Raw genomic sequence first — 25771 nt, 5'->3', positions numbered from 1 at the left:
GGCAAGCATCGGTTGGGCAGAAATTCTCATCTGTCTTTTTGTCGTGCTCCTGCTGTTCGGCGCGAACAAGCTGCCAGATCTCGCACGCTCCATGGGCCGCTCCGCCCGCATCTTCAAATCCGAGGTCAAGGAGATGAAGAACGAGAACGGTGAAGAGCAACCGAAGCAGCTGCACGAGATTGAATCTGCGACTGCCCAAGAGACCCGCAGCGCCGCGCAGGACGCCGATTTCTGGGAGCGCCCGGAGAACCAGCCGCGCTCCTAGGTGCGTCTGATGGCGAAGTTGGAAAAAAGAAGGAAAAACCCGACCGGCGAGATGTCGCTGGTTGAGCACCTTCAGGAGCTTCGGCGCCGCGTTATCGTGTCGCTCATCGCGATCACTATCGGTACGGTTGTCGGCTTTATTTGGTACCAGGTTGCACCTTGGCGGTTGATGCCGTTGGGTGAGATCATCCGTGGTCCTTACTGCAACCTTCCGCAGGAGTTGCGTGCCACCTTCACGGGTGATGGCGAATGTCGCCTGCTGGCTACGAGCCCGTTTGAGATGTTTATGTTGCGCCTGAAAGTTGGCGCGCTTGCCGGCCTGGTGCTGGCGTCCCCGGTCTGGCTGACACAGATCTGGAACTTCATCACACCAGGTCTGCACAAGAATGAACGTCGATACACGATGACGTTTGTCACCCTGGCTGTGTTTTTGTTCGTGCTTGGTGCCCTGTTGGCGTACTTCGTACTCGACGAGGGCCTGTACGTCCTGATGTCGATGGGGTCCGAGTTTCAGATCGCAGCTCTGACAGGCGAGCGGTACTACAACTTCCTGCTTTCTCTCATCGTGATCTTCGGCGTGAGTTTCGAGGTGCCGCTGATCATCATCATGCTCAACATCGTCGGCGTGCTGCGCTATGAGCAAGTGAAGGACAAGCGCCGCTTCATCATCGTGTTGATCTTCATCTTCGCGGCTGTGATGACGCCAGGTCAGGATCCGTTCTCGATGGTGGCACTGGCGATTTCGATCAACCTGCTTGTGGAGATCGCGTTCCAGTTCTGCCGTTTCAACGACCGCAAGCGCAAGCGTGAGCGCCCAGACTGGATGGACCTCGACGACGAACAAGGATCCGGTCCCATCGAAGCACCGACGCCGGTTGGGGCTGCGAGCCGGATTGGGTCGTCGACAAGCATCAAGGCTGCACCGATCGAGCGACCACAACCTGTGCGCCGCGCACCAGAGACGCCGCAGAACAGTTCGCAGCAAACCGCGCAGAAACGGGGCTTCGAAAACGACATCGACTTTGGGGACGTACTGTAGGGGGCATGCTTTCCCCTGAGAACTCCACGCCGTTTCTGCAGGAATTCGCCGCAGCGAAGCCTTTCGATCTCGACGACTTCCAGATTGAGGCCTGCAAAGCCGTCGAGGAAGATCGTGGCGTGCTGGTTTGCGCGCCAACCGGCTCGGGCAAAACCATTGTTGGCGAGTTCGCCGTGTCCCTCGCCCTGCACCGTGGGACGAAGTGTTTCTACACCACGCCGATCAAGGCGCTGAGCAACCAGAAGTACAACGACCTCGTTGCCGAGCATGGCGAAGAGGCTGTCGGTCTGCTCACCGGGGACACCAGCATCAACGGTTCGGCTGAGATCGTCGTCATGACCACTGAGGTGCTTCGTAACATGCTCTACGCCGAGTCACCACAGTTGGATCGCCTGACCCATGTGGTGATGGATGAGATCCACTTTCTGGCAGATCGGGACCGTGGTGCCGTGTGGGAGGAGATCATCCTCAACTTGAGCGACTCGGTTAGCCTCATTGGTCTTTCGGCGACGGTGTCGAACTCCGAGGAGTTCGGCGAGTGGCTGTCTACCGTCCGCGGTGACACCGAGGTGATCGTCTCGGAGCACCGCCCGATTCCGCTAAGCCAGTACATGATGGTGGGGCGCAAGATGTTCCCGCTGTTTGAACCTGGCACGGACGGTCGGGTCAACCGCTCCCTCGAGCACGCTATCGAGCGTATCGAGTCCGGCCACTCCAATGAGGGGCGCCGAGATTTCGAGGAAGGCCGTGGTTTCCGTTCGCGTTCCCGCAGTGGCCGTACTCGCGGCCAGGACAAAGTGCGTCCGGTTGGGCGCCCGGAGGTCGTCTCCGTACTGCAAGGCCAAGACATGCTGCCTGCGATCGTGTTCATTTTCTCCCGCGCCGGCTGCGACGGTGCGCTGTTCCAGTGCCTGCGCTCCCGCAAGGAACTGACGACTCCGGAGGAACGCTCCGTAATCGAGCAGATTATCGACGACGGCGTGGACGGCATCCCCGACGAGGATCTCGAAGTACTCAACTTTAAACAGCTGCGCACCGCCTGGATGCGCGGCTTTGCCTCCCACCACGCGGGCCTGCTGCCAGCGTTTAAGCACATCGTCGAGCAGCTTTTCGTTCGCGGCTTGGTCAAGGTCGTTTTTGCCACCGAAACGCTTGCGTTGGGCATCAACATGCCAGCGCGGACCGTGGTGCTGGAGAAGATGGTCAAGTTCAACGGCGAGGCACACGTCGATCTCACGCCAGGTCAGTACACACAACTGACCGGACGTGCGGGTCGTCGTGGCATCGACCACATTGGCAACGCCGTGGTGCAATGGGCCCCGGCGCTTGACCCACATGCGGTTGCCGGGTTGGCCTCCACTCGCACATACCCGCTCATCTCTCAGTTCCAGCCGGGCTACAACATGGCGATCAACATGCTGGCCATGAATGGCTTCGATGATTCGATCCGACTGATCGAGCAGTCTTTTGCCCAGTTCCAGACCGACCGCTCCGTGGTGGGCGAGGTCCGTGACATTGAGCGGCTGCAGTCTAAGGTGCGGACGTTGCGCGAGAAGTTGGAGCGCGACATTTCCGCGTTCGCGCCACCGTCCGAAGATCCAGCTGCGGAGCTCGTGGAGTACTCGCGGTTGCGTCGTGACCTCAACGATGCAGAGAAGAAGGCGCGCCGCGACGCAATGGAGAACCGTCACACGGAGACGGTGAAAATACTCGCTCGCCTCCAGGTCGGCGAGGTGATCGCACTGCCAGGCAAGCGGAAGCCGGAACTGGCCGCTGTGGTGCAACCCGCCGCGAAGCAGCACGACCCACGTCCCTGGGTGACCACGGAGCGCGGCTGGTCGGCGCGTATCGATGCCGCCTCGTTCCGCAACCCGCCCATGGTCGTCGGCCGCATCAAGGTGCCACGTCACATGCAGCAACAGCCACGAAAACACGCGCGCAAGGTGGCAGACATGCTGCGCCGTGGCCACTTCAACGCGCCGAAGCGACTGCGTGAGAAGGCAAGGACCCGTCCGAACAAGCAGGTGCTGGCGATTCAAGAGGCGCTTCGCAACCACCCGGTTCATCACTGGCCAACCCACGACCGCGAGCTTCTTGCCCGGACCGCTGAAGACATCGTGCGCGACGAACGCAAACTTGCCTCACTTGAACGCCGGGTCGACTCGTCGACTGATTCCCTCGGCCGAACCTTTGAGCGCATCATCGGGCTGCTCACGGAGATGGACTACGTCGAACTAGTCGACGGCGAACCCAACGTCACCGACGAGGGCGAGCGTCTATCGCGTATTCACAACGTCTCAGACCTTCTGGTCGCACAGTGTCTCAAGCGCGGCATCTGGGACGAGCTAGATCCAGCGGAACTCGCCGGTGTCGCATCCATGGTGGTGTTCGAAAACCGTCGTGCGACCCAGGGTTCGCCGGAGGCGGCAACCGACGCGATGGCTGACGCTATGAACGACACCATGCGTATCTACGGCGAACTGGTGGCTGATGAGCAACGCCACCAGCTCCCCGTGACCCGCCTGCCGGACGCTGGCTTCAGCCTGTCGATGCATCAGTGGACCGCAGGCGCACCCTTAGGCTATTGCCTTGCAGCCGCCGCTGAATCTGGTGCGGAACTCACACCTGGCGACTTTGTGCGCTGGTGCCGCCAAGTCATTGACCTGCTTGAGCAGATTAAGAAGACTGGGTACTCGGACCAGATCCGCGACAACGCCAACCGTGCAGTCGATGCGATCCGACGCGGTGTGGTGGCTATCGGTAACTAGCAGGCAACAGGGACACGGTGGCGATTCGCAGGTTACGGTTCATCGGATCCATGATGAGCGACTGCACTGCGAACAGCTTGCCGTGTGCAAAGACCGGCCCGCCAGAGTCTCCTTTGATCGCCGGGGGAGAGGCGTAGACTAAGCCCGCGGGGCGGATACGCGTGGCAAAGGACCGTGACGCGGAAAACGGCAGCTTGCCCAGGTAGAGGCCTGGCTTTCCCTGAGGAGTTTTCGCACGTCCGCCGAAGCCAACCGTCAGCGTCGATGCGCCGATCTTCGGAGGAGCCCCAATCTCAAGCAGCGGAGCCGATGAGCGTTCGGTGAGCCTTGCCAATGCAATATCAGTACCGGGAATCGGTGCGGCGGATTTGAGGCGGTACGTGGTGTCGTCGATACGCACACGCACCTTCGATTCATCCACACCGCGAAAGAAATGCGCACACGTGAGCACCGTATCGGGCGTGATCAGCGCGCCTGAACAGTAACTACGTCCAGGCATACTGATGCGGGCGATTGATCGTGCGAGGGATTCAGACACAGCAGCGATGGTATCGATCTACCATGGCCAGCATGACGTTTGATGCAAGTGTGTATGCGAAGCGCCGACAAATGGCTGCCGACTTGGTAAAGCAACGTGGCTTGAGCGGATTGGTGATCGGGACTGGTGCAGAGTTTGCCTACCTCACCGGCTCCTGGGCGTCCTCCCACGAACGCCTCACCGCCCTCGTCATCTCCGCCGATGGCGCGCGTGTCGTCGCACCGATGACAGACCTGCTTTCGTTGGGGCTCGACGGCGCGGACGACGTCGAGGTGATTGGCTGGCGCGATGGTGAGAACCCGTACCGTCTCGTTGCTGACTCGCTCCCGGATGGCCCGGTCGGTCTCGGCTCCTCTTTGACCGCCGACCACGTGTTCGCACTGCAGGCCCTGCTGCCACGTACAGATCTGGCTGAGACTGAGGTCGCGGAATTGTTCATGGTGAAAGACGCTGCAGAGCTTGAACAACTCGAGGCCGCAGGCAGGGCAATCGACCGTGTGCACGAACGTGCTGCGGAGCTGCTTCAGCCGGGCCGTACGGAACGCGAGGTCGCTGCAAAACTGAACGCGCTGATCCTCGAAGAGCACGAGACGGTAGCCTTCGTCATCGTCGGTTCGGGCCCGAACGGCTCGAACCCGCACCACGACTTTTCGGACCGCGTGCTCGAAGAGGGCGACCCCGTGGTCGTAGACCTCGGCGGTGCGCTGCCATCTGGCTACCAGTCGGATTGCACCCGTACCCACGTCGTGGGTGGCAGGAACAAGGCAAAGCCGGACTTCCTGGAAGCGTACGACGCGCTGGAGCGCGCGTTCCAGGCAGCCTGCGACGCAGCCCGCCCCGGCATTACCGCAGGGGAGCTCGATGCCGTCGCGCGAGGCGTACTGAAGCAGGCCGGCTACGGCGAATGGTTCACCCACCGTCTTGGGCACGGTATCGGATTGTCGGGCCATGAGCAGCCGTTCATCATCGCAGGTAGCGACGTCATCTTGCGCGAGGGAATGGCCTTTTCCATCGAGCCGGGCATCTATAAGCCAGGTGAGTGGGGCATGCGCATCGAAGACATCGTGACGCTGACTGCTACCGGCATGAAGACCTTTAACACCACTCGCCGCGACCTGGATGCAGCGCGTGGATAACCCCGGAACAGTGCTCCTGCTCGGTGCTCGCAGCGACATCGGCGGCGAGATCGCTGTGCGCATCTGCAGTGGTCGTGAAGTTGTACTCGCAGCGCGTGGCAGCGATGGCCTCGACGACGTGAAACGTCGTTTGCTTGCAGCGGGCGCGACTGTTGTCCGAGCCGTTAATTTTGACGCTACCGACCTCGACTCACATCGCCGCATCGTCCGCGAGGCAGGGGAGGTCACGTCCGCCATTGTCGCGTTCGGCATCTTGGGGGATCAGGAACTGGCAGAGCACGACGAGCATGAAGCGGTACGCATCGCCACTGTGGACTACGTGGCACAAATCAACATGCTCACCATCCTTGCCGACGAAATGACCCACGGTGAGATCCTCGCCTTTTCTTCTATCGCTGGTTGGCGGGCACGTCGCGCCAACTACGTCTACGGATCGACGAAGGCAGGCCTTGACGCGTTTTGCCAAGGACTCTCCGACAGACTCCACGGTACGTGTCTAAACCTGATACTGGCGCGCCCGGGCTTTGTCATCGGTGCGATGACTGAGGGGATGAAGCCTGCCGTCATGTCGGTGACCCCGGATGTCGTCGCAGATGCTGTCGTTGAGGCCGCAGTCAAGGGACGGAGCACGACAGTGTGGATTCCGCGTCGCCTCGCCGTTTTGGCCACGATTATGCGCTTGGTTCCACGTCCAATCTGGCGTCACATGCCGAGGTAGCCATGGCGTCGTTGCTCCTTCCTCGTGTGCGCTCACTTGTCGGGCTCGGCCTTGACTTAGTTCGTCCTGCTCAACGAACCGGGCCAGACTTCGGCCGAGCTACCTGGCTTATGGGCGTGACGCCGGGGTCCCTTCTCGAGGCCGTACAGATCCGACCAGTAGGGGCAAGCGGGCTGTTGAACCCCTCAGACTCCTGGCGAATCGAATACGCCACGAGCGATACTCAAGGCCGGATCTTGTCCGCGACAGGCGCAGTGTTTCGCTCTCGTACGCCGTGGATGGGGAAAGGTGAACGGCCCACGATCGCGTTTGCGCCATCGACGCAGGGCGTTGCACGGCGTTGCGACCCGTCATATTCCTGCACCGTGGGCATCGGACCACGTATCAAGCCCATAGACTTGATCGCCGCGTATGAACAACCCGTAATCAACTTGTTCCTTGCAGCCGGCGCCGACGTAGTCATCACCGACTACCCACGCGACCCCGGGGACGATGTGGAGCTCTATTGCGACCACGTTGCGGCAGCACGCTCCCTCGCCGATGCCGTGCGCGCCAGCACCAACCTCGGCGTAGGAACAGCCAAACTCGGTCTGTGGGGTTTCTCCCAGGGCGGGGGAGCCGCCGCAGCGTGGCTCGAGGAACCTGAGTACGCACCCGATCTCCAACTGCTGGCAGCTGTGGTCGCAGCTCCGCCAGTGGACATGGTCAGCATGCTCCATCACGTCGATGGCGCGCTTGCCTCCGTAGTGATCCTCTACGCGGTCGCGGGCCTCATGGCCAGCGACGACGCAATTGCTGCCGAGATTGCTCCGCACTTGAGCCCAAGAGGTGTTGCGGCCATTGCGAACGGGGCGCGCACGTGTGCTTTAGGGGCGGTGCTGCATCGCCCGTGGTCGCATACTCGCTCTTGGACGAGGACCGGAGTGAGCATGGCATCGCTTCTCGACGACCTCCCGTTGACCAGCAGCCACCTTGATGCAACACGCCTAGGCACCAAACGCCCGCTAGGTATTCCGATTCGTCTGTGGAGTTCGCCATACGACGACCTTGTCCCGCACTCAGATGTCTCAGCCTTGGCAGAGAGTTGGGGAGTGGAGTTCCTCTCACGTACGGCCAAGCGTATCCGTGGCAGGACTGGCACGAACCACTTCGGCCCGTATTTTCTCTACGCTGCAACTGACGTGGGTTGGTTGCTCGATCGGCTCAACGGGTAGTCTCTGGCCTATGCCTGTGCTCCTGTTGTCCTACTTCGTTGTTGAAGCGATCGCGTTCTTTCTCGTCGCCAAGTGGATTGGTGTCGGATGGGCGCTGTTGGCAATTTTCGCACTGATGATCTTCGGCGGCTTTGCCGCCAGCATGTCGCTTCGCAGTGAACTTACGCAGATGGCTCGTGGGCGAACCAGCCTTGGCAAGTTGGCTGGCGACTCCGCGCTGTTGATGGCGGGTTGGGCGCTAAGTCTCGTCCCTGGTTTCGTGAGCTCGGTCATCGGCCTGCTATTAGTGTTCGGTCCGACACGAGCAATCGCGCGTCGTTCGATGACCAAACGCGCCCGTCGCGGCATGGAAGACCTCGGCGCGCGCCTCTACGAGGCCACCCCGATGTCGCAGTTCACCACCTCCTACGGTTCGTTTACCAATCCCAATCAGCCCTATCCGCAGAAAGGAGCGGATGCTGACGACGTCGTTATTGATGCCGACGAGTTGGAGGAATGGTTCCGCAACAGCGGCAATGAGCCGGGGGAGAAGTAGGTGACGGCCCTTACCCGCTTCCTCCGGTTCGTACTCGCGGCCTGCTCTGGCTGGCTGGTGTTCTTCTCGTACGAACCGCACGGACACTGGTTCTCCGCCATCGTCGGCATATCCGTGTTTTATCTTGCGCTCATGCCATGGCAACGCTGGCCGGGTACTGATCGTCCTTCCGCAGCCTTCGGCGGCCTACTGGGCTTTACGCAGGCTGCGTTTTGCTACCTCTACCTGCTGCCGTGGATCGGGGAGTTTGTCGGCGCAATGCCGTATGTCGCTTTGTCGATCTTCCTCGCGCTCTACGGCATCGCTACAGGTGTGTTTGGTGTGATCGTCGCGCGTTGGCGCTTCGGCTTCCTCGCGTTTGCGCTGATCTACCTTGCGGTTGAGTTTTGCCGCTCGTCGTTTCCTTTCGGCGGGTTTAGCTGGGTACGCCTGGCGTGGGGGCAAATCAATGGTCCACTAGCCGCTCTCGCACCTTGGGGTGGTCCGGCGCTAATCTCAATTGCTGTGGCGCTGGCAGGGGCAGGTCTCACCGTGGCCATCCTGCAGCGTGGGGCACAACGCTGGGCCGGCCTTGTAGCCGCAGTACTGCCCCTCGGTCTCGGCACCGTGGCGCAGATCGGGGTCAATAGCCCTACCTCGACAGTGGGCGAAGCAACCGTTGCCGCGGTACAGGGCAACGTCCCTCGCATGGGCCTCGATTTCAACGCACAGCGCCGCGCGGTGCTGGCCAACCACGTCAACGAAACGCTTGAGCTTCGCGACGACCTCCGCGCGCAAAACATGGATGTCGACGCCGTTTTCTGGCCAGAGAATTCCTCTGACGTCAATCCGTTCACCGACTCGGAAGCACGAGCGCTTATCGACGTCGCCGTGCGCGGCATCGACGCACCGTTGCTCGTTGGCACACTCACACGTGACGACGTTGGGTCCCGCAACACCATGGTCGTCTTCGACCCAAAAGATGGGCCAGGGGAGTACCACCACAAGCGGTTCCTCCAGCCGTTCGGCGAGTACATGCCCATGCGTGACTTTTTCCGGAGGTTCTCCGACATGGTTGACCTGGCTGGCAACTTCAAACCTGGTTACGGCAACGGCGTGGTGCACCTCGGCAACATCGCAGTCGGTGTGGCGACTTGCTACGAGGTGGCGGAGGACGAGGCCTACCGGATGGCGATTCGCAACGGCGCCCAGTTGCTCAGCACACCGACGAACAACGCCACGTTTGGGTTCACCGGCATGACGTATCAACAATTGGCGATGAGCCGCATGCGTGCACTGGAGACCGATCGCGCAGTGGTTGTTGTAGCCACCTCGGGTGTCTCCGCCATCGTCCATCCCGACGGCTCAGTATCGCAGCAGACGGAAATCTTCACGGCAGATCATCTCGTCGAAAAGCTGCCGTTGCGCGATTCTGTCACCCCGGCTGTGCGATTTGGAAAGATTCTGGAGTGGTTGCTTGTCGCGGCAGGGATCATGCTGATGGCTGTGGCAGGCGTTTCCGCACGTACCCGGGCGCACGGGTATGCTGCACCAAGGAATAAATAAGTGTGACAACGAGGAGACGTAGCACCGTGGCGAATACAACCCTGGTGATTATCCCGACCTACAACGAAGTGGAAAACATCCCGCTTATCGTTGGACGCGTGCTGGATGCCAACAAGGATGTGGACGTCCTTGTCGTCGATGACAACTCGCCTGACGGCACCGGAGCAAAGGCTGACGAGCTCGCAGCTACTCATGATGAAGTTCACGTGCTCCACCGCACCGGCAAAGACGGCCTGCTGGCTGCGTACCGTGCCGGTTTCGAATGGGCCCTTCAGCGCGAGTACGAGGTCATCGTTCAAATGGATGCAGACGGCTCGCATGCCCCTGAGGAACTCGTGCGTTTGCTCGACGCAGTATCCAACGGCGCAGATCTGGCAATCGGTTCGCGCTACGTCGACGGTGGGGAAGTAAAGAACTGGCCGCGCAGCCGCTACCTGCTGTCCAAGCTGGGCAACGAGTACATCTCGATCGCGCTTGGCGACGATGTCAAGGACATGACCGCTGGCTACCGCGCGTTCCGCCGCGAAATCTTGGAAGAACTCGACCTGGATGCACTGTCCAACAAGGGCTACATCTTCCAGGTGGAGATTGCCCACAAGGTAGCAGACGCTGGATTCGGGGTTGTTGAAGTCCCTATCACCTTTGAAGACCGCAAGCTTGGCGAGTCGAAGCTGGACGCAAGCTTCGCTGCCGCATCGTTTGCAGAGGTAACCAAGTGGGGAGCGAAGGAAAAGGCTTCCTTCGTTGGCAACCTGGCGAGCGAAACCTGGCGACAGATTGAGTACGCTGCCGCCAACTCAAAACTTGCAGATCTTCCAAATCGTGCGACCAAGGCTCCGTCGCAGGTAGCTGACTTGGCTAACGAGGTTGCTTCCTTGACCAAGTACGAGCTCTCCGGCAAGAACCTGGATAAGGTCGGCCGTCGCGTTGCAGAAGGTGCACAGACGGCAAAAGACCTGACGACGGAAACCGTGCGTCAGGTCCTTCACGTATTCAATTCCGGTTCGAAGTAGGGAATTAGCCTTCCTTCTGCGCGGCCTGCTCCTTAGCGAGGCGGGCCGCGGTGCGACGGCGCTTCCGGAGCTGCTCTAAGCGCTCCTCAAGCAGCACGTCAAGCTCCTCAATGCTGCGACGTTCCAGCAGCATGTCCCAGTGGGTACGCGGCGGCTTCGTCGGCTTCGACTCGACACCTTCGCCCTCCATGAGCGTGCCGGTCTGACCGTTCTTGCACATCCACTCTTCGGGGATCTCAGCCTCATCGGCGAACGGAACCTCAAACACCTCACCATTGGGTGTTTGGTACTTCGCCATGCGACGCGGCGCGAGATCATGGTCGCGGTCAGTTTCGTAGCTCACGGCACCCATGCGGCTACCGCGTAGCACTCGATCAGCCATGTTGTCTCCATCCTTGTCGTCGTTATTGCCCGGTTGCCCAGCAATCGCTCAAGTATAACGGTCCACTAATTCGTTTTGTTCCCTGACCTCACCCAGGCTTGACACCTGTAATAGACTTGCCGCCGTGAAGATCAGGAAGCGGAGAGTAAACGAGACTACAAACGTTTGCGCGTGGTGCGGTAAAGAGATTGAAATCAACCAGGGGCGTGGCCGCAAGCGGAAATATTGCAGCTCTTCGTGCAAGCAGCGTGCGTACGAACAGCGCACACTCCTTGCAGGTACGACCGTGGACCCTGACGCTGTGATTCTGAGCCGTCAGCGCGTCGCAGAGATCCGCGATCGACTTTACGAGTTGCGCTGTGCCGCTGAGGATATCCAAACTGCAGCGGCCGAAGGCGCGACGGCGGACGAGTTGCATTCGTTGTGTGACGAATTAGTAGGCTTGGTCCAGAAACTCGAAAAACTGAGGTGAGGTACGTGAAGACCAGCTCCCGTAATACGAAGCTGCTTATGATCGCAGTTTTAGCCTTTGCCATTCTGGCGCTTGCAGTGGCGTTCATCCCGTTGGGAAGGACGCTGTTTTTTAGTCACGGTGTCAAAACTGAGGGTATCGACGAGTCCAGCCTGAAATCCGCCACAACGGAAATTGACGGCGTCTGGGAGGTAACAAACAAGCCTGGACCCAACCAAACGTCTGCAGGCTTCACATTCGCCGAGGTGCTGCCAGGTGATCGCCGGACTACGTCAGGCTCGACACAAGGCGTTCGCGGTAGCGTGACCATCGAGGCGGGCACGCTGAAGGCTGGCGAGATTGTCGTCGATATGACAAACATTCGCACCGACTCTGATGTCCGCGATGAAAGCGTGCGACGCAAAATTTTCCATACGGACGATTTCCCGGAGGCAAAGTTCGTTGTCGCCGAGCCAGTGGACCTTAGCAGCGTGCCAGAGGACGGGACGATGGGCACCGTAGACCTGACGGGCAACATGACCATCCACGGCGAGACGAACACGATCACACAGACATTCAATGTCGCGCGCTCGGGCGATCAGCTGCTCGTCGCAGCAGACATTCCGATCAACCGAGAGGACTACGGAGTGAAGACACCGGAGCTGGTGGCCGCAAAGATCGCCGAGGACGGCGAAATTAACGTCCGTCTGGATATGCGGAAGTAACCCTATATAACGTCACCTGACGTTATATAAAGGATATTTGTCCGATAATGTACATTATGTCAAGTAACATTTGGTGGCACCACGGCGTAATCTGTCCCCATGGCAAAGCTCCTCTCTCCCGATCCCCGCAGGATCCCCAAGCCGGTTTACGACGATTCCTACCCGGACGCTGTCAGTAAGCAATTCACTGGCGGCTCCGACCCGGAACTCGTCGCGGCGCTCGCAGCAATCGTCGGCGCGGACAATGTTCAATCACGCGTCTCAGATCTCGTGCGTTACGCCTCAGACGCTTCTCCGTACCGCGACATCCCGTCCGTGGTCGTTCAGCCACGCAACGCGCAAGACCTTTCCGCGCTGATGCGCTATGCCCGCCGTGCAGGTCGGACGCTGACGTTCCGCGCCGCCGGGACGTCTCTTAACGGCCAGGCGATGACGAACGACATCCTCGTCGATGTGAAGACCCACTTCGCCGGCATGGAGGTCCTCGACGGCGGCAAACGCCTTCGTACGTTGCCGGGCGTTGTGCTTGGCGACGCTCAAGCGGTCCTGCGACGCCACGGCTACATGCTCGGACCTGATCCCGGCTCGACCGCATCTGCTTGTATCGGTGGCGTCCTCGCTGACAATGCCGGCGGCATGCGCTGCAAGATTGAGCGTGATTCCTTCCACACCATCGATCAGGCTGAGTTTGTATTGACGTCTGGCGAGATCGTCGATACGCGCAAAGGCGACGACGCCTTCCGCAAACAGTGCCCTGAACTGCACAAACAACTCTCTGATTTCCGTGATCGATTGCGTGCTAACGAGACGCTAGTCGCTCGCCTACGCGCAAAGTTCTCCATCCGCAACACCAACGGCTTGCGCATCGATGCATTCTTGGACGAGGACGAGCCGGGCCGTATCCTCATGCGCTTGCTCGTCGGCTCCGAAGGCATCCTCGGCGTGTTTACCGAGGCTGAGATTCGCACCATCGAGTTGCCAAAGAAAAAGGCTGTGACCTGGGTGGTTGTACCCGACATCACTGATGCTGCCAACTATGTTGCACAGCTTGTCGACGCCGGCGCTGAAGCCTGCGAACTGCTCGTCTCCGATGTCATGCGCGGATCAGTTGGCCAATTTAGTGCTGCTCCTGCTGAATGGGCAGATATTGACCAGTCCACCGCTGCCCTGCTCCTCGAGGTCGGTGGCACCACCGAAGACGAGCTTCAGCAGGCCATTGCCGCCGCCGAGGCCGTGCTCGAAGGCGCGGAGCTGCTAGCACCGCTGCACTTTGAGACCGATCCAAAAAAGCAAAACGCCATGTGGCAACTGCGTAACGGCCTGTTTGGCCTGATCGGGCAAAACCGCCCGCAAGGCGCCGCGCTGATTACTGAGGACGTGTGCTTCCCACCTGCGCAGGTCGGCGAAGGCGCTGCTGAACTCATGGAGTTGCTCCGGCGCTACGGCTACCCCGAAGGCGTGATGGGACACGCACCCTACGGGAACCTGCACTTCTTTATCACCCCGGACTTCTCCAACCCTGAGGAGCTCGAGAAGTACTCGCGCTTCCTTGACGAGCTGGTTGAGTTGGTCGTCGACAAGTACGACGGCTCGATGAAGGCTGAGCACGGTACCGGTATCAACATGGCGCCGTTCGTGCGCCATGAATGGGGCGACGAAATCTGGAACCTGTTCTGGGAGGTCAAGGAGATGCTTGACCCGGACACCATCCTCGCGCCGGACGTGAAGTTGACTCGCCAGTCGGACATCCACCTGCAGCGCTTCAAGTCCTTTCCCAAGGTCGAGCAGGAGATCAATATGTGCGTCGAGTGCGGCTTCTGCGAGCCGGTATGCCCGTCACGCCACGTCACTGTGACTCCACGTCAACGTATTGTGCTGCGCCGTGAGATGGCGCGTCAGCCGGAAGGCTCGGAGGTCTTGGGGGCGCTGCGCGAGCAATACCAGTACGACGCGATCGACATGTGCGCTGCCGACGGAACCTGCGCTATCCCCTGCCCTGTTGGCATTGATACCGGCAAGGTAATGAAGCAACTGCGCGCAGCTCAGGCAACACCTGCAGAGAAGCGTGTCGCAACTGGGATCGCGAAGGGATACGGCGCGGTCGAGGCGTTGGGCCGTACTGCGGTATCTGGCGTCAATATTCTCGGGCCTGCGCTAGCCAATGCTGTCACCCAGGTTGGACGTGCACTCATCTCGTCCGAGCGCTTCCCCTCTGTGCCAGGGCCCATGCCGCACAAGGCACCACAGATGCCGGAAACCTCGCGCAGCGGTGCCGCAGCTGTCTACTTCCCTGCCTGTGTAAACCGTATCTTCGGCCAACCTGCTGGTTCTGCTGATCAGATTGCTGTGCCGCAGGCGGTTGTTGAACTCGGCCGACGAAGCGGAGCACCTGTGTGGATCCCGGAAAACGTTGACGGCGGTTGCTGTGGCATGCCGTTTTCTTCGAAGGGATTCGACGATGCATACCGTGCGAAGGCACTCGACCTGCTGGAGCGCATGTGGCAGTGGTCAGAGCAAGGCGCACTGCCTGTGATCATCGATGCAGCCTCGTGCACCCATACCGTGGTGGATTCCATGCCGGAGGTACTCTCCCCTACTGATCTTGAACGTTTCGAGGCGATTCGCGTTCTCGACCTGGTGCAGTGGCTCGACGAAGAGATCATGGAGCACCTGCCCATCACTCAGGACCAGGGGCGTATTGCTGTCCACCCGCCATGCTCCGGTCAGCACCTTGGTACCACGGAAGCGCTCATGCGTGTCGCAGCTGCGTGTGGCGATGCGGAAGTGCCCGCTGGGGCGGCCTGCTGTGGCACAGCTGGCGATCGTGTGATGTTGCACCCTGAGCTGGTTGAGTCGGCGACTCGCGAGGAACGCGAGGGGCTCAATCGTGGCAATTATGCACGCTTCGTGTCAGCAAACCGCACCTGCGAGATGGGCCTACAGATGGTGGCCGGAAAGCCATTTGAGTCGATTGCAGTACTGGTCGAGCGTGCATCCCGACCGGAGGTCACGTTAGCCTAGCGACGGCCTCCGCGGTGGCGCTGCACCATCGTGACCTGCGCGAGGTCGAGCATTTCCAATCGTGCAAGGGCTTCGCGCAGGGCTAGCTGCCAAGTCCACATCCTGCGAAATACAACGTCGTAGCCATCCGCTGCGGCGTCGCGTAAGTGGGCGTCGAAGGCCATTCGCTGCAGCCTCAGCGATGCTGCGAGGTGTTCAGGTGCGGTTGTCACCGCAGTCACGCGCAATGCAGTGTGCTTATCGACGATCCGGGCAACGTCATCGCAACTCACAACGTTCATCCGTGGCCACGCATAACCGGTGGTTGAGGCCAACGCTGCCGCTGCACTCCGGGAATAGTTGTTCGTGCGGACAATTGTTTGCAGCACTACCTTGCCGCCCTGTGCGAGCATCTGTTCCGCGGATACGAGATACGCGATCTGCTCCGGGTGCGGCATGTTCTCAAACGCCTGCATGCTCACTACTGCGTCGTACACCCCGCGACGCTGCCGTGCCAACGCTTCGATTTCGGCTGGGCAATCCAACACGTCAATGCGTGCAGCACCTTCAGCACCACTGAGGATCAACTGTTCTTCAAGGCTTTTCCTCACGCGGGCGTCAAAGGTAACCACATCCAGGGTGCAGCGTCGAGCAAGTGCTTCCGCAGCCACCGCTCCTCCACTGCACGGCATCTCAAGCAAATGTGTGCTGGGACCGGCAGCGGCGGCGTCGAGAAGCATCGAAATGCTCCTGCGTTGTGCATCAGATAGGTCATCGCGATGAGCGTCAAGTGGAGCGCCGATTTCGGTGACGTCGACGAAGTGGTGCCCTGGCTCGTTTCCTCGCCCTGCCCCCGGAGTGTGGGACTTCATCCGCGTGCGCTGAGTCGTCGGCACACCCGTGCCAAAGTGTCCCTGCGCATGCGTTGCGGTGCCACCAGCAAAATGCTGCACCAGATCCGGAGGTAGCTCCCCGATCACCCCAAGGGGTGTGCGACCGTGCTTCGGAGCAGACACGCGTGCTGGCCCCGGCCTGTACCCCGCACCGATCAGCGCCTGGAGTGCATCTACAAGCCCTTCGGACGTCGAGGTCACCCACTCGCCTGCCATATAACTTTCAGCAAGGCCAGTCCACCCGCGCGCAGCGATACGCTCAAACATGTCCGCGGATTCCACGGTGAGCGCTGCACCGTCTCCTTCTAGAGCAAGTTCTGCTTTCGCACAGGCACGAGCAAATGTCGCCTCAGCGATCTTCGTGCGCAGCGCTCCTCCACGGGCCCTGGGTACCGCAGCAACAGCCGGCCAGGCCGCGGCGTCGATGGAACTTTTGCGTGCGCGGGAGATATCGGCCATTTCACAAATGCTAGTGGCCAAGAACCTGCTTCTGCGGTACGCCACGGCTCAGATAGAATGCGGCGCGTACTATATAGGCGTTGCACATATAAAAATTCAACCGAGGAGAGATATTTATGGCCTCTACGGTCATTCGCCCAGACGGAAGCCGCCATCATGTTGTCATCATCGGCGCTGGCTTCGGTGGCGTCAACGCAGCCAAGGAACTTGCGGATGCTGATGTCGATGTGACCCTGATCAACAGCACCAATCACCACCTTTTCCCGCCACTGCTCTACCAGGTGGCAACCGGCCTGATGTCCTCGGGCGAGATCACCGGTGACATCCGCCAGATGTTTGCTAACCAGCAGAACGTCCGCGTCGTTCGTGGCACTGTTGAGACCATCGACGTCAAGGGCAAGACCGTCACCTCTGTTGAAAGTGGCAAGGAATACACCTTCGGCTACGACTCCCTCATCGTCGCCGCTGGTGCTGGCCAGTCCTACTTTGGCAACGACCACTTCGCCGAGTTCGCGCCGGGCCTGAAGACCCTGGACCACGCGTTTGAGATCCGCGCACGCCTCATTGCAGCATTCGAGCGTGCAGAACTCGCGGAAACCGCAGAAGAGCGCGATCGCGCGCTGACGTTCGTCATCGTTGGTGCTGGACCGACCGGCGTCGAGCTTGCTGGCCAGGTTGCGGAGATGGCGCACCGTGCCTTCACCTCGGGCCGATACTCCTTCAGCACCGAGCAGTCGAAGATTTACCTGCTTGATGGCGCTCCGCAGGTGCTGCCTCCATTTGGCAAGCGCCTGGGCAAGAAGGCACAGCGCGAGCTTGAAAAGGCCGGTGTCACCGTGATCCTCAACGCCATGGTGACCAACGTTGATGCGGACTCTGTCACCTACAAGGACATGAAGACCGAACAGGAAACCACGATCCAGACTCCGACCAAGATCTGGTCCGCTGGTGTTGCGGCTTCCCGCTGGGCAAGCAGGTCGCAGACCAGATCGGTGTTGAAGCGGACCGTGCCGGCAAGGTTGCTGTTAACGCGGACCTTTCCGTCGGCGACGAGCCCAACGTCTTCATCGTTGGCGACATGATGAATCGCGACCGTCTGCCAGGTGTGGCCCAGGTTGCAATCCAGTCCGGCGCTTATGTCGGCAAGGTCATCAAGAACCAAGTCGAGCACGATATCGCTCCGGAGGATCGCGCTCCGTTCGAGTACTTCGACAAGGGCTCCATGGCGATCATCAACCGCTTCAATGCTGTGGTGAAGATGGGCAAGGTCGAGATCACCGGCTTCATCGGCTGGCTGATGTGGCTTGGCGTCCACATGTCCTTCCTCACCGGCCGCCGTAACCGCATTGTGGCTGCCAACGAGTGGACGATTAACGCGTTCTCCCGCACCCGCCACAACCTGGCTGTCACCGAAGGCCAGCTGGAGAACATCCACCTGGAAAACGGTGAGAAGTAAGCGTTCGTAGCGCCCCCAACTTCCCCGGCCCTTCGCTCTCAACGAGCGCAGGACCGGGGTTTTTGCTACTCTCCGCCCCCGAAGACCTTATGTGACCAACACCACCCCAAACGTATTACCTATAGTCGGAAAACTTCTTTATACTCTTAGGTAAGCGGCAAGCGCTTTAAAGAGACTGTGTTTGGGAATGGGTAAGCGCAGCCGCATGAAGACCACTAGTTATCTATGTGAAAGATCGTGCAACTGTGACTGTTTCTACAGAGCCGCAAATCCAGAACAAGGCGTGGGAAGGTTTCACGCCAGGACCGTGGACCGAGCACATCGACGTCCGCGACTTTGTTCAGCGCAATTACACCCCGTACGACGGGGACGCATCCTTCCTCGAAGGCGCAACTGAAAAGACACTGCGCCTCTGGGACTACCTGGATAAGAATTACCTCGCCGTTGAGCGCGAGCGTCGCGTCTATGACGTTGACACTGACACTCCGGCCGATATCGACGCCTTCAAGCCCGGATACATCTCCGAGGATGATGACGTGATCGTCGGTCTGCAGACTGATACCCCGACCAAGCGTGCCATGATGCCTAACGGTGGCTGGCGCATGGTTGAGCAGGCCATCAAGGAGGCCGGCAAAGAGGTCAACCCGGAGGTGAAGAAGATCTTCACCCACTACCGCAAGACCCACAACGATGCCGTCTTCGACATCTACACCCCTCGTATCCGCGCAGCACGCTCGTCCCACATCGTCACGGGCCTGCCGGACGCCTACGGCCGTGGACGCATCATCGGTGATTACCGTCGTGTGGCGCTTTACGGCGTTGACTACCTCATCGAGCAAAAGCAGCTGGCCAAGGATGCGTCTTTGGAGAAGGGCTTCTCCGAGCACTGGGCACGTTACCGCGAGGAGCACGCGGAGCAGATCAAGGCACTCAAGAAGCTCAAGAAGATGGCTGAAGACTACGGCTTCGACATCTCCGGCCCGGCAACCAACGCCAAGGAAGCCGTGCAGTGGACCTACTTCGGCTACCTTGCCTCCGTAAAGAGCCAGGACGGCGCCGCAATGTCCATTGGTCGCCTCTCCCCGTTCTTGGACGCATACTTCGAGCGTGACCTAGCCAACGGCACCTTGACCGAGGTTGAGGCGCAGGAGATCATCGACGCGCTCGTCATCAAGCTGCGCATCGTGCGCTTCCTCCGTACAGAGGACTACGACCAGATCTTCTCTGGTGACCCGTACTGGGCAACCTGGACCGACGCTGGTTTCTCTGAGGACGGCCGCCACCAGGTCACCAAGACCGCGTTCCGTCTGCTGCAGACGCTGCGCAACCTGGGTCCTGCTCCGGAGCCGAACATCACCATCTTCTGGGATCCGGCGCTGCCGGAGGGCTACAAGGAGTTCTGCGCCGCGATCTCCATCGAGACCTCTTCGTTGCAATACGAGTCTGACAAGCAGATCCGTGACCAGTGGGGCGACGACGCCGCTATTGCGTGCTGTGTCTCTCCGATGAAGGTTGGCAAGCAGATGCAGTTCTTCGGCGCACGCGTTAACGCTGCGAAGGCACTGCTCTACGCCATGAACGGTGGTCGTGACGAAGTTACCGGCAAGCAGATTACTGACGGTGACCACAAGCCGATCGAGGGCGATGGCCCACTCGACTTCGACGAGGTCTGGCAGAAGTACGAGGAGATGCTCGACTGGGTTATCGGTACCTACGTCGAGGCTCTGAACATCATCCACTACTGCCACGACCGCTACGCCTACGAGTCCATCGAAATGGCGCTGCACGACTCTGACATCGTTCGCACCATGGGCTGTGGCATCGCTGGCCTTTCAATCGTTGCTGACTCTCTGTCCGCGATTAAGTACGCGAAGGTCACACCGGTGCGCGACGAGACAGGCTTGATCGTCGACTACATCACCGAGGGCGACTTCCCGTTCTACGGCAACGACGACGACCGCGCCGACGACATCGCTGCAACCGTTGTTCACACCGTGATGCAGAAGATCAAGGCGATCCCGATGTACCGCGACGCTATTCCGACCCAGTCGGTGTTGACGATTACCTCGAATGTCGTCTACGGCAAGGCAACCGGTTCCTTCCCGTCCGGTCACAAGGCCGGCACCCCGTTCGCACCAGGCGCTAACCCGGAGAACGGTGCAGACAATCACGGCATGGTCGCTTCGATGCTGTCCGTGGGCAAGCTCGACTACAACGACGCATTGGACGGCATTTCGCTGACCAACACGATCACCCCGTCGGGTCTGGGCCGTAACAAGGAAGAGCAGATCACCAACCTGGTTGGTGTTCTCGACGCCGGCTTCATCATGGACAACGCCGACGCGGTCATTAACCCCGCCTAATCAGACTTTCCCACTCACCTATTCACTCCGAAGGAGACGACAACATGACCACCCCTACTTTCGACGAGCGCCTCGCTTCCATGAAGGCTTCCCGTTCCGCAAACAACATGGACTCTGGCCTGTACCACGCCAACATCAACGTGCTTGACGAGTCCACGCTTGAGGATGCAATGGAGCACCCAGAGAACTACCCGAACCTCACTGTTCGTGTCTCTGGCTACGCCGTGAACTTCGTGAAGCTGACCAAGGAGCAGCAGCGCGACGTCATCTCTCGTACCTTCCACCAGGGCGCGTAGTTTATGGCCCAAGACGGAACGAGCGGCGTCGTCACGCTATCGCCTGAAGCAGGCGAGCGCGTGCGCGGCGTCGCTGCCGGTTTAGGCGGACTTTCCACCGACGACCTTGAGATCACTCGCCCAGAGTTGTTTGAGGCTCGCCGTACTGGCGAGATCGGCCTCATCCACTCTTGGGAACTGGTCACTGCCGTCGACGGACCGGGCACCCGTATGACGATTTTCTTGTCGGGCTGCCCACTGCGGTGCAAGTACTGCCACAATCCGGACACGATGGAAATGAAGGAAGGCACACTCGAGCGTATCGACGACGTCGTGCGCCGCGTACTGCGATACAAGCCTGTCTTTAACGCTTCCGGTGGCGGGCTGACCCTTTCAGGCGGCGAACCGCTGTTTCAGATCGCGTTTACACGACGACTGCTCAAGGCAGTGCATGACGCTGGTGTGCACACCACAATCGACACTTCTGGTTACCTTGGTGCACGCTTGACCGACGAGGACCTGGACAATATTGATTTGTTCCTCCTCGACGTCAAGTCCGGTGATCCTGACACATACGAAAATGTCACCGCGCGCCAATTGCAGCCAACCATCGATTTTGGTGATCGACTGCACGAGAAGGGCAAACCGGTCTGGATCCGGTTCGTTGTAGTCCCAGGTCTGACCGACGCTGAGGAAAACGTGCAGCGAGTCGCCGATATCGTCGCGCGTTGGAAGGGCACCGTAGAGCGTGTGGAAGTACTCCCCTTCCACAACATGGGCGCGGACAAGTGGGACAAAATCGGCCTCGACTACGAGTTGCAGGACGTCACTCCCCCGTCCGCAGAGTCCGTTGAGCATGTGCGATCAATCTTCCGCTCGCGTGGTTTGACGGTGTTTTAACCCGGGGTATCACCCCCGTTAGACATTAAGGCGCGCACGCGTAATATCACTTTCGGTATTCGTGCGCGCCTTTTGCGTGCCTATTCATTACAGGGCGACCTCTCATACGGCAAGCCCCACAAGCGTGAAAGGGGGCTAAAGCTATGCCGCCACGTATTTCAATTCCAGGACAGCGTCCTAAGAAGGTGCAGCCCCCGTCTGTGAACCAAATCCCGGTGCCTGTCGAGCGTCAGATCGACTTTTGCCGCGTTTTTGTCGACGGCAAACGCCAGCCGGGAAATGTGCGCATGACTCACGCACTTGAGGTGGCAGAACGCTACGACAACGCTTTCGTATGGCTGTCTCTGAAAGAGCCCACAACGGAGCAAATGGAACGCATCGCCGAGGTCTTCGATATTGAGGACCTGGTTGTGGACGATGTTGTCGCAGCACATCAGCGACCGAAGGTTGAACGCCACGACGAGCAGTTGTTCCTGGTTGTGCGTTCAGTGTCGTATCGTGACGACGAAGAGGTGTCGGACGCCCGTGAAATCATTTCCACCGGCGAAGTACAGATGATTATCGGCGAGAAGTTTGCCATCACGATTCGCCATAATGTCCGTCTCCCTGACCTCACCAACAAGCTCGAGGACGAAGAAGAGCTAGCGCTGCTCGGGCCTTCCGCTGTGGCGTGGGCGGTATCTGACTATCTGGTAGACAACTACCTGAAGGTCGCGGATTTCCTCGAAAGCGACGTCGACGAGCTGGAAAACGAAGTGTTTACGCCACGTCGCACGATCAACATTGACAAGATCTACACCTACAAGCGTGAGATTTTGGAGATGCGTCACGCGATCGACCCACTGTCACCAGCGCTTCGCAACGGGTTGACGAACAACAAGGACTTTATGCGTAAGGCTCTGCGTACCTACTTCCGCGACGTCCAAGATAACTCCACGATCGTCAGCGACCGTCTTTCAGGCTTCGACGAACGTCTCACGTCCCTGCTGGACGCGTCGGTAGCGAAGATTACGATGCAGCAGAACTCTGACATGCGTACGATTTCGGCCGTTGTGGGCATGGCGGCGGTGCCGACGTTGGTTGCCGGAATCTACGGCATGAACTTCGAAGTCATGCCAGAGCTTGGCTGGCGTTACGGCTACCCCGCTGCACTTCTCGCAATGTTCATTGCTATCTCGGTGATGTGGTGGTGGTTCCGCAAGAACCACTGGCTTTAATCAGCCACTATTTGCTCAGGATCATCAGTTTGAGGTTGGTCACAGCGACCAACTTCTCCTCGCAGTACATGTTCACGCGCCACAGGTGGGTGCGCGCACCGATGTGGACCGGCTCCGCGGTGGCGTCGATACGTTGCCCCGCGCGCACGCTGCCCAGAAGGTCGGTGGAGTTGCTCATCCCCACTGCTGGCTTGGCGCTAGCTGCCACCGCCGCAATTGACCCCATGGTTTCACCGATTGCGCAGTAGACACCGCCGTTGACAATGCCGGTTGGCTGCAGATGCTCCTCAGTTGCGACGAGGTGTGCATCCATCCGGTCTTTTGAGCAGTAATCCAGCACTAGCCCGAGTCGTTGGGCGAAATCAACGTTGAGATTGTTGATCACAGCGAGTTCTTCTTCGCTCAACGGCGTGTCGAGCACTTCGTTGTACAGGCGAAAATCGAATTCTAGGTTCATGCTCGTCGATGATACGGATGATCTGTCCTCAGCCACGTAGAATTCGCACTATGACTGCAGATGCTTCAGAACCTCTTGCTCAAATCGGTGTCGTCGGTATGGCAGTAATGGGCTCAAACCTTGCCCGTAATTTTGCGTCGAAGGGCCATACCGTCGCTATTTACAACCGCTCACCAGAGAAGACGCGGGCGGTTATCAACGAGTATGGCCATGAGGGAAACTTCATCGCCGCCGAGACCATCGAGGACTTTGTCGCATCTCTGCAGCGCCCCCGCAAGGCAGTGATCATGGTGCAGGCCGGTGCAGCAACTGATGCGGTCATCGAACAGCTCGCTGATGCGATGGAAGACGGTGACATCATCATCGACGGTGGCAATGCCCTGTTCACCGACACGATTCGCCGTGAACGTGAGATGGCCAAGCGCAATCGCCATTTTGTCGGCGCGGGTATTTCCGGCGGTGAAGAAGGTGCATTGCGTGGCCCGTCGATTATGCCGGGTGGCCCAGTCGAATCCTGGGAGACACTTGGACCACTCCTCGAAGACATTGCTGCAAAGGTCGATGGCACCCCGTGCGTGACCCACATTGGCCCGGACGGCGCTGGCCACTTTGTCAAGATGGTGCACAACGGCATCGAGTACGCCGACATGCAGGTCATCGGCGAGGCGTACCACCTGCTGCGTTACGCAGCAGGCCTGGAGCCTGCGGAGATCGCCGACATTTTCACTGAATGGAACAAGGGCGATCTGGATTCCTACCTCATCGAAATCACCGCGGAGGTGCTTCGCCAGGTCGACGCCCGCACCGGAAAACCGTTTATCGACGTCATCGTGGACGCTGCCGGCCAAAAAGGCACCGGACGGTGGACCGTCAAGGAGGCACTGGATCTCGGTGTACCGACCACAGCTATCGGTGAGGCAGTGTTTGCCCGCGCGCTGTCGTCGGCACTTGCCCAGCGCGAGGCTGCGACGGAAGCCGAACTTCCGGCGGGCGAGTTGAGTACCCTCGAAGCACTTGGCGTGGAGAAGACTGCGTTTATCGACGATGTCCGCCGAGCCCTGTACGCCTCCAAGTTGGTCGCCTACGCGCAAGGTTTCGACGAGATTAACGCTGGGTCCGCCGAGCACAACTGGGATATCAAACCGGGCGATCTCGCACGTATTTGGCGCGGTGGCTGCATCATTCGTGCGAAGTTCCTCGACCGCATTACCGAGGCCTACGAAAACGATCCGAATCTCCCGTCGTTGTTGCTCGATCCGTACTTCACCGGAGAACTGCAAAAGGGCCTGGTAGACGCATGGCGCCGTGTGGTTGTCGTCGCTACGCAGCTTGGACTCCCAGTGCCGGTGTTCGCTTCCTCGTTGTCCTACTACGACTCGCTGCGTGCCAAGCGGCTGCCAGCAGCACTGATCCAGGGACAGCGCGACTTCTTTGGTGCACACACCTACCGCCGCGTGGACATGGAAGGCACGTTCCACACCACCTGGTCCGGCGAGCGGGAAGAGTTGAGCTACTAAAACAACGACGCGCGTACACTGATCTGAATGACTACATTCGCCGACCTCGGCCTACCCCGTGAAATCGTCGCCACGCTGAAAAAGCAGGGCATCACGGAGCCCTTCCCTATCCAAGAGGCGGCTATCCCCGATGCCCTTGCGGGCCGTGATGTTCTCGGGCGGGGTCCAACAGGCTCGGGCAAAACGTTTACGTTCGGTTTGCCTATGCTTGCCCGTCTCGTTGGAGCCCCATCACGCCCGGGTCACCCGCGAGCGCTCGTGCTTGCGCCGACGCGTGAACTTGCAACGCAGATTCGCGAGCGTCTCGACGACTCCGCTGCCGCCCTCGGCCTACGCGTCCTCGATGTTGTCGGTGGCGTGAACATCAATAACCACATTCGTGCGTTGGCCTCCCCAGTCGATCTCCTTGTGGCCACCCCAGGCCGCGCCGAGGATCTCATCAACCAGAAGAAACTCTTCCTGGATCAGGTGGAGGTCACTGCTCTGGACGAGGCCGATCAGATGGCCGACATGGGTTTTTTGCCACAAGTTCGCAAGCTGCTCGACCGCACTCCCAAAACGGCCAGCGTTTGCTGTTTTCCGCCACACTGGATGGCGACGTGCAAAAGCTCATCGACCGCTACATGCACAACCCAGTGACGCACTCCACTGCGCCGGTGGAGGCCGCTGTGGACACCATGGAGCATTTCCGACTTTTGGTCGGTGGCCGTGAGCAACGCAATGAGATCGCGATGCAGATCGCCGCACGTGACGGCAAGACCATCATGTTTATGCGCACGAAACACGGTGTTGACCGTCAGGTGAAGAAGCTGCGACGTGTCGGCATCAATGCCCAGGGGTTGCACGGCGATAAAACCCAAGGGGCGCGTACGCGTGCCTTAGACGGCTTCAGCGACGGCACCACCC

The 25771-nt window shown here is 59.6% G+C and carries 21 protein-coding genes and 2 pseudogenes; 19 read left to right on the top strand and 4 right to left on the bottom strand.

Going from position 1 to position 25771, the window contains the following annotated elements; translation table 11 throughout:
• The first annotated feature begins 7 nt into the window (after positions 1 to 7).
• Genes tatA through HMPREF2656_RS06655 form a run of 3 tightly spaced genes read left to right on the top strand, consistent with a single transcriptional unit; the run spans position 8 to position 4071 of the window.
• The gene (tatA, locus tag HMPREF2656_RS06665) at positions 8 to 265 is read left to right on the top strand and encodes a Sec-independent protein translocase subunit TatA (RefSeq protein ID WP_070816372.1); all 258 of its coding nucleotides are present in this window, start codon (positions 8 to 10) and stop codon (positions 263 to 265) included.
• A 9-nt stretch (positions 266 to 274) separates the two neighbouring features.
• A complete protein-coding gene (gene tatC / locus HMPREF2656_RS06660; RefSeq protein WP_246825131.1) occupies positions 275 to 1303 on the top strand; it encodes a twin-arginine translocase subunit TatC in 1029 nt (342 codons plus the stop codon).
• Positions 1304 to 1308: 5 nt separating this feature from the next.
• Positions 1309 to 4071 carry a DEAD/DEAH box helicase gene (locus HMPREF2656_RS06655; RefSeq protein WP_070816181.1) on the top strand — a complete coding sequence of 921 codons (2763 nt, stop codon included), beginning with the start codon at positions 1309 to 1311 and terminating at the stop codon, positions 4069 to 4071.
• Here the strand turns inward: HMPREF2656_RS06655 and HMPREF2656_RS06650 are convergent.
• Positions 4058 to 4609 (bottom strand): S1 family peptidase, encoded by a 552-nt coding sequence (locus tag HMPREF2656_RS06650; protein ID WP_246815365.1) that lies wholly within the window; start codon positions 4607 to 4609, stop codon positions 4058 to 4060. The genes HMPREF2656_RS06655 and HMPREF2656_RS06650 overlap by 14 nt on opposite strands.
• Positions 4610 to 4632: 23 nt before the next feature.
• Here HMPREF2656_RS06650 and HMPREF2656_RS06645 point away from each other — a divergent pair, with 23 nt between their 5' ends.
• From HMPREF2656_RS06645 to HMPREF2656_RS06620, 6 genes are all read left to right on the top strand, one after another.
• A complete protein-coding gene (locus HMPREF2656_RS06645; RefSeq protein WP_070816180.1) occupies positions 4633 to 5745 on the top strand; it encodes a M24 family metallopeptidase in 1113 nt (370 codons plus the stop codon).
• Positions 5738 to 6463 (top strand): SDR family oxidoreductase, encoded by a 726-nt coding sequence (locus HMPREF2656_RS06640; RefSeq protein WP_246825129.1) that lies wholly within the window; start codon positions 5738 to 5740, stop codon positions 6461 to 6463. Before HMPREF2656_RS06645 ends, HMPREF2656_RS06640 begins: the two co-directional genes overlap by 8 nt.
• A gap of 365 nt (positions 6464 to 6828) precedes the next feature.
• On the top strand, positions 6829 to 7677 hold the full coding sequence (locus HMPREF2656_RS06635; protein ID WP_246821224.1) for a lipase family protein: 849 nt from the start codon (positions 6829 to 6831) through the stop codon (positions 7675 to 7677).
• A gap of 10 nt (positions 7678 to 7687) precedes the next feature.
• Complete coding sequence (locus tag HMPREF2656_RS06630; protein ID WP_070451519.1) at positions 7688 to 8212, top strand: FxsA family protein; 525 nt, start codon at positions 7688 to 7690, stop codon at positions 8210 to 8212.
• Complete coding sequence (gene lnt / locus HMPREF2656_RS06625) at positions 8213 to 9757, top strand: apolipoprotein N-acyltransferase (protein ID WP_070816178.1); 1545 nt, start codon at positions 8213 to 8215, stop codon at positions 9755 to 9757.
• A gap of 26 nt (positions 9758 to 9783) precedes the next feature.
• Positions 9784 to 10770, top strand: a complete 987-nt coding sequence (locus tag HMPREF2656_RS06620) for a polyprenol monophosphomannose synthase (RefSeq protein ID WP_070816177.1) — start codon at positions 9784 to 9786, stop codon at positions 10768 to 10770.
• 4 nt (positions 10771 to 10774) lie between these two features.
• On the opposite strand, the gene HMPREF2656_RS06615 is transcribed toward HMPREF2656_RS06620, so the two are convergent.
• Positions 10775 to 11152, bottom strand: a complete 378-nt coding sequence (locus tag HMPREF2656_RS06615; protein WP_070423193.1) for an RNA polymerase-binding protein RbpA — start codon at positions 11150 to 11152, stop codon at positions 10775 to 10777.
• Positions 11153 to 11276: 124 nt separating this feature from the next.
• Here HMPREF2656_RS06615 and HMPREF2656_RS06610 point away from each other — a divergent pair, with 124 nt between their 5' ends.
• From HMPREF2656_RS06610 to HMPREF2656_RS06600, 3 genes are all read left to right on the top strand, one after another.
• Positions 11277 to 11624 (top strand): hypothetical protein, encoded by a 348-nt coding sequence (locus HMPREF2656_RS06610; protein WP_244268723.1) that lies wholly within the window; start codon positions 11277 to 11279, stop codon positions 11622 to 11624.
• A 38-nt stretch (positions 11625 to 11662) separates the two neighbouring features.
• Entirely contained in the window at positions 11663 to 12328 is a 666-nt protein-coding gene (locus HMPREF2656_RS06605; protein ID WP_083284812.1) for a YceI family protein, read from the top strand.
• Between the two features lie 99 nt (positions 12329 to 12427).
• On the top strand, positions 12428 to 15349 hold the full coding sequence (locus tag HMPREF2656_RS06600) for an FAD-binding and (Fe-S)-binding domain-containing protein (protein ID WP_070816176.1): 2922 nt from the start codon (positions 12428 to 12430) through the stop codon (positions 15347 to 15349).
• Here HMPREF2656_RS06600 and HMPREF2656_RS06595 read toward each other — a convergent pair.
• Positions 15346 to 16680 (bottom strand): class I SAM-dependent methyltransferase, encoded by a 1335-nt coding sequence (locus tag HMPREF2656_RS06595; protein ID WP_070816175.1) that lies wholly within the window; start codon positions 16678 to 16680, stop codon positions 15346 to 15348. The genes HMPREF2656_RS06600 and HMPREF2656_RS06595 overlap by 4 nt on opposite strands.
• Before the next feature lie 116 nt (positions 16681 to 16796).
• On the opposite strand from HMPREF2656_RS06595, the pseudogene HMPREF2656_RS06590 reads away from it, so the two are divergent.
• From HMPREF2656_RS06590 to HMPREF2656_RS06570, 5 genes and pseudogenes are all read left to right on the top strand, one after another.
• Positions 16797 to 18136, top strand: a pseudogene (locus HMPREF2656_RS06590) (NAD(P)/FAD-dependent oxidoreductase).
• Positions 18137 to 18381: 245 nt separating this feature from the next.
• Positions 18382 to 20499, top strand: coding sequence for a pyruvate formate lyase family protein (locus HMPREF2656_RS06585; RefSeq protein WP_070816174.1), 2118 nt, complete (start codon positions 18382 to 18384; stop codon positions 20497 to 20499).
• Between the two features lie 44 nt (positions 20500 to 20543).
• Positions 20544 to 20795, top strand: a complete 252-nt coding sequence (gene grcA2 / locus HMPREF2656_RS13560) for an autonomous glycyl radical cofactor GrcA2 (protein ID WP_034999039.1) — start codon at positions 20544 to 20546, stop codon at positions 20793 to 20795.
• A gap of 3 nt (positions 20796 to 20798) precedes the next feature.
• A complete protein-coding gene (gene pflA / locus HMPREF2656_RS06575) occupies positions 20799 to 21674 on the top strand; it encodes a pyruvate formate-lyase-activating protein (protein WP_070451534.1) in 876 nt (291 codons plus the stop codon).
• 143 nt (positions 21675 to 21817) lie between these two features.
• Positions 21818 to 22891, top strand: a complete 1074-nt coding sequence (locus HMPREF2656_RS06570; RefSeq protein WP_070423200.1) for a magnesium and cobalt transport protein CorA — start codon at positions 21818 to 21820, stop codon at positions 22889 to 22891.
• A 7-nt stretch (positions 22892 to 22898) separates the two neighbouring features.
• Here HMPREF2656_RS06570 and HMPREF2656_RS06565 read toward each other — a convergent pair whose 3' ends face one another.
• The gene (locus HMPREF2656_RS06565; RefSeq protein WP_070570279.1) at positions 22899 to 23348 is read right to left on the bottom strand and encodes a PaaI family thioesterase; all 450 of its coding nucleotides are present in this window, start codon (positions 23346 to 23348) and stop codon (positions 22899 to 22901) included.
• Between the two features lie 50 nt (positions 23349 to 23398).
• On the opposite strand from HMPREF2656_RS06565, the gene gndA reads away from it, so the two are divergent.
• Together gndA and HMPREF2656_RS06555 are read left to right on the top strand one after the other, a co-directional pair.
• Positions 23399 to 24865 carry an NADP-dependent phosphogluconate dehydrogenase gene (gndA, locus tag HMPREF2656_RS06560; protein ID WP_070771024.1) on the top strand — a complete coding sequence of 489 codons (1467 nt, stop codon included), beginning with the start codon at positions 23399 to 23401 and terminating at the stop codon, positions 24863 to 24865.
• 27 nt (positions 24866 to 24892) lie between these two features.
• Positions 24893 to 25771, top strand: a pseudogene (locus HMPREF2656_RS06555) (DEAD/DEAH box helicase); the annotation flags it as partial.

It is taken from the genome of Corynebacterium sp. HMSC034B08 (assembly GCF_001835805.1).
GTDB lineage: Bacteria > Actinomycetota > Actinomycetes > Mycobacteriales > Mycobacteriaceae > Corynebacterium > Corynebacterium coyleae.
The sequence above is the reverse complement of the archived record's forward strand: the minus strand, read 5'-3'. Positions and strand labels throughout refer to the sequence as shown.

What these genes read in the sequence shown, in the direction of transcription:
- HMPREF2656_RS06565 (WP_070570279.1), bottom strand. Translation starts at nt 23,348, where the DNA reads ATGAACCTAGAATTCGATTTTCGCCTGTACAACGAAGTGCTCGACACG.
- HMPREF2656_RS06655 (WP_070816181.1), top strand. Translation starts at nt 1,309, where the DNA reads ATGCTTTCCCCTGAGAACTCCACGCCGTTTCTGCAGGAATTCGCCGCA.
- HMPREF2656_RS06595 (WP_070816175.1), bottom strand. Translation starts at nt 16,680, where the DNA reads ATGGCCGATATCTCCCGCGCACGCAAAAGTTCCATCGACGCCGCGGCC.
- HMPREF2656_RS06645 (WP_070816180.1), top strand. Translation starts at nt 4,633, where the DNA reads ATGGCCAGCATGACGTTTGATGCAAGTGTGTATGCGAAGCGCCGACAA.
- HMPREF2656_RS06600 (WP_070816176.1), top strand. Translation starts at nt 12,428, where the DNA reads ATGGCAAAGCTCCTCTCTCCCGATCCCCGCAGGATCCCCAAGCCGGTT.
- HMPREF2656_RS06615 (WP_070423193.1), bottom strand. Translation starts at nt 11,152, where the DNA reads ATGGCTGATCGAGTGCTACGCGGTAGCCGCATGGGTGCCGTGAGCTAC.
- gndA (WP_070771024.1), top strand. Translation starts at nt 23,399, where the DNA reads ATGACTGCAGATGCTTCAGAACCTCTTGCTCAAATCGGTGTCGTCGGT.
- pflA (WP_070451534.1), top strand. Translation starts at nt 20,799, where the DNA reads ATGGCCCAAGACGGAACGAGCGGCGTCGTCACGCTATCGCCTGAAGCA.
- grcA2 (WP_034999039.1), top strand. Translation starts at nt 20,544, where the DNA reads ATGACCACCCCTACTTTCGACGAGCGCCTCGCTTCCATGAAGGCTTCC.
- HMPREF2656_RS06605 (WP_083284812.1), top strand. Translation starts at nt 11,663, where the DNA reads ATGATCGCAGTTTTAGCCTTTGCCATTCTGGCGCTTGCAGTGGCGTTC.
- HMPREF2656_RS06570 (WP_070423200.1), top strand. Translation starts at nt 21,818, where the DNA reads ATGCCGCCACGTATTTCAATTCCAGGACAGCGTCCTAAGAAGGTGCAG.
- tatC (WP_246825131.1), top strand. Translation starts at nt 275, where the DNA reads ATGGCGAAGTTGGAAAAAAGAAGGAAAAACCCGACCGGCGAGATGTCG.
- HMPREF2656_RS06630 (WP_070451519.1), top strand. Translation starts at nt 7,688, where the DNA reads ATGCCTGTGCTCCTGTTGTCCTACTTCGTTGTTGAAGCGATCGCGTTC.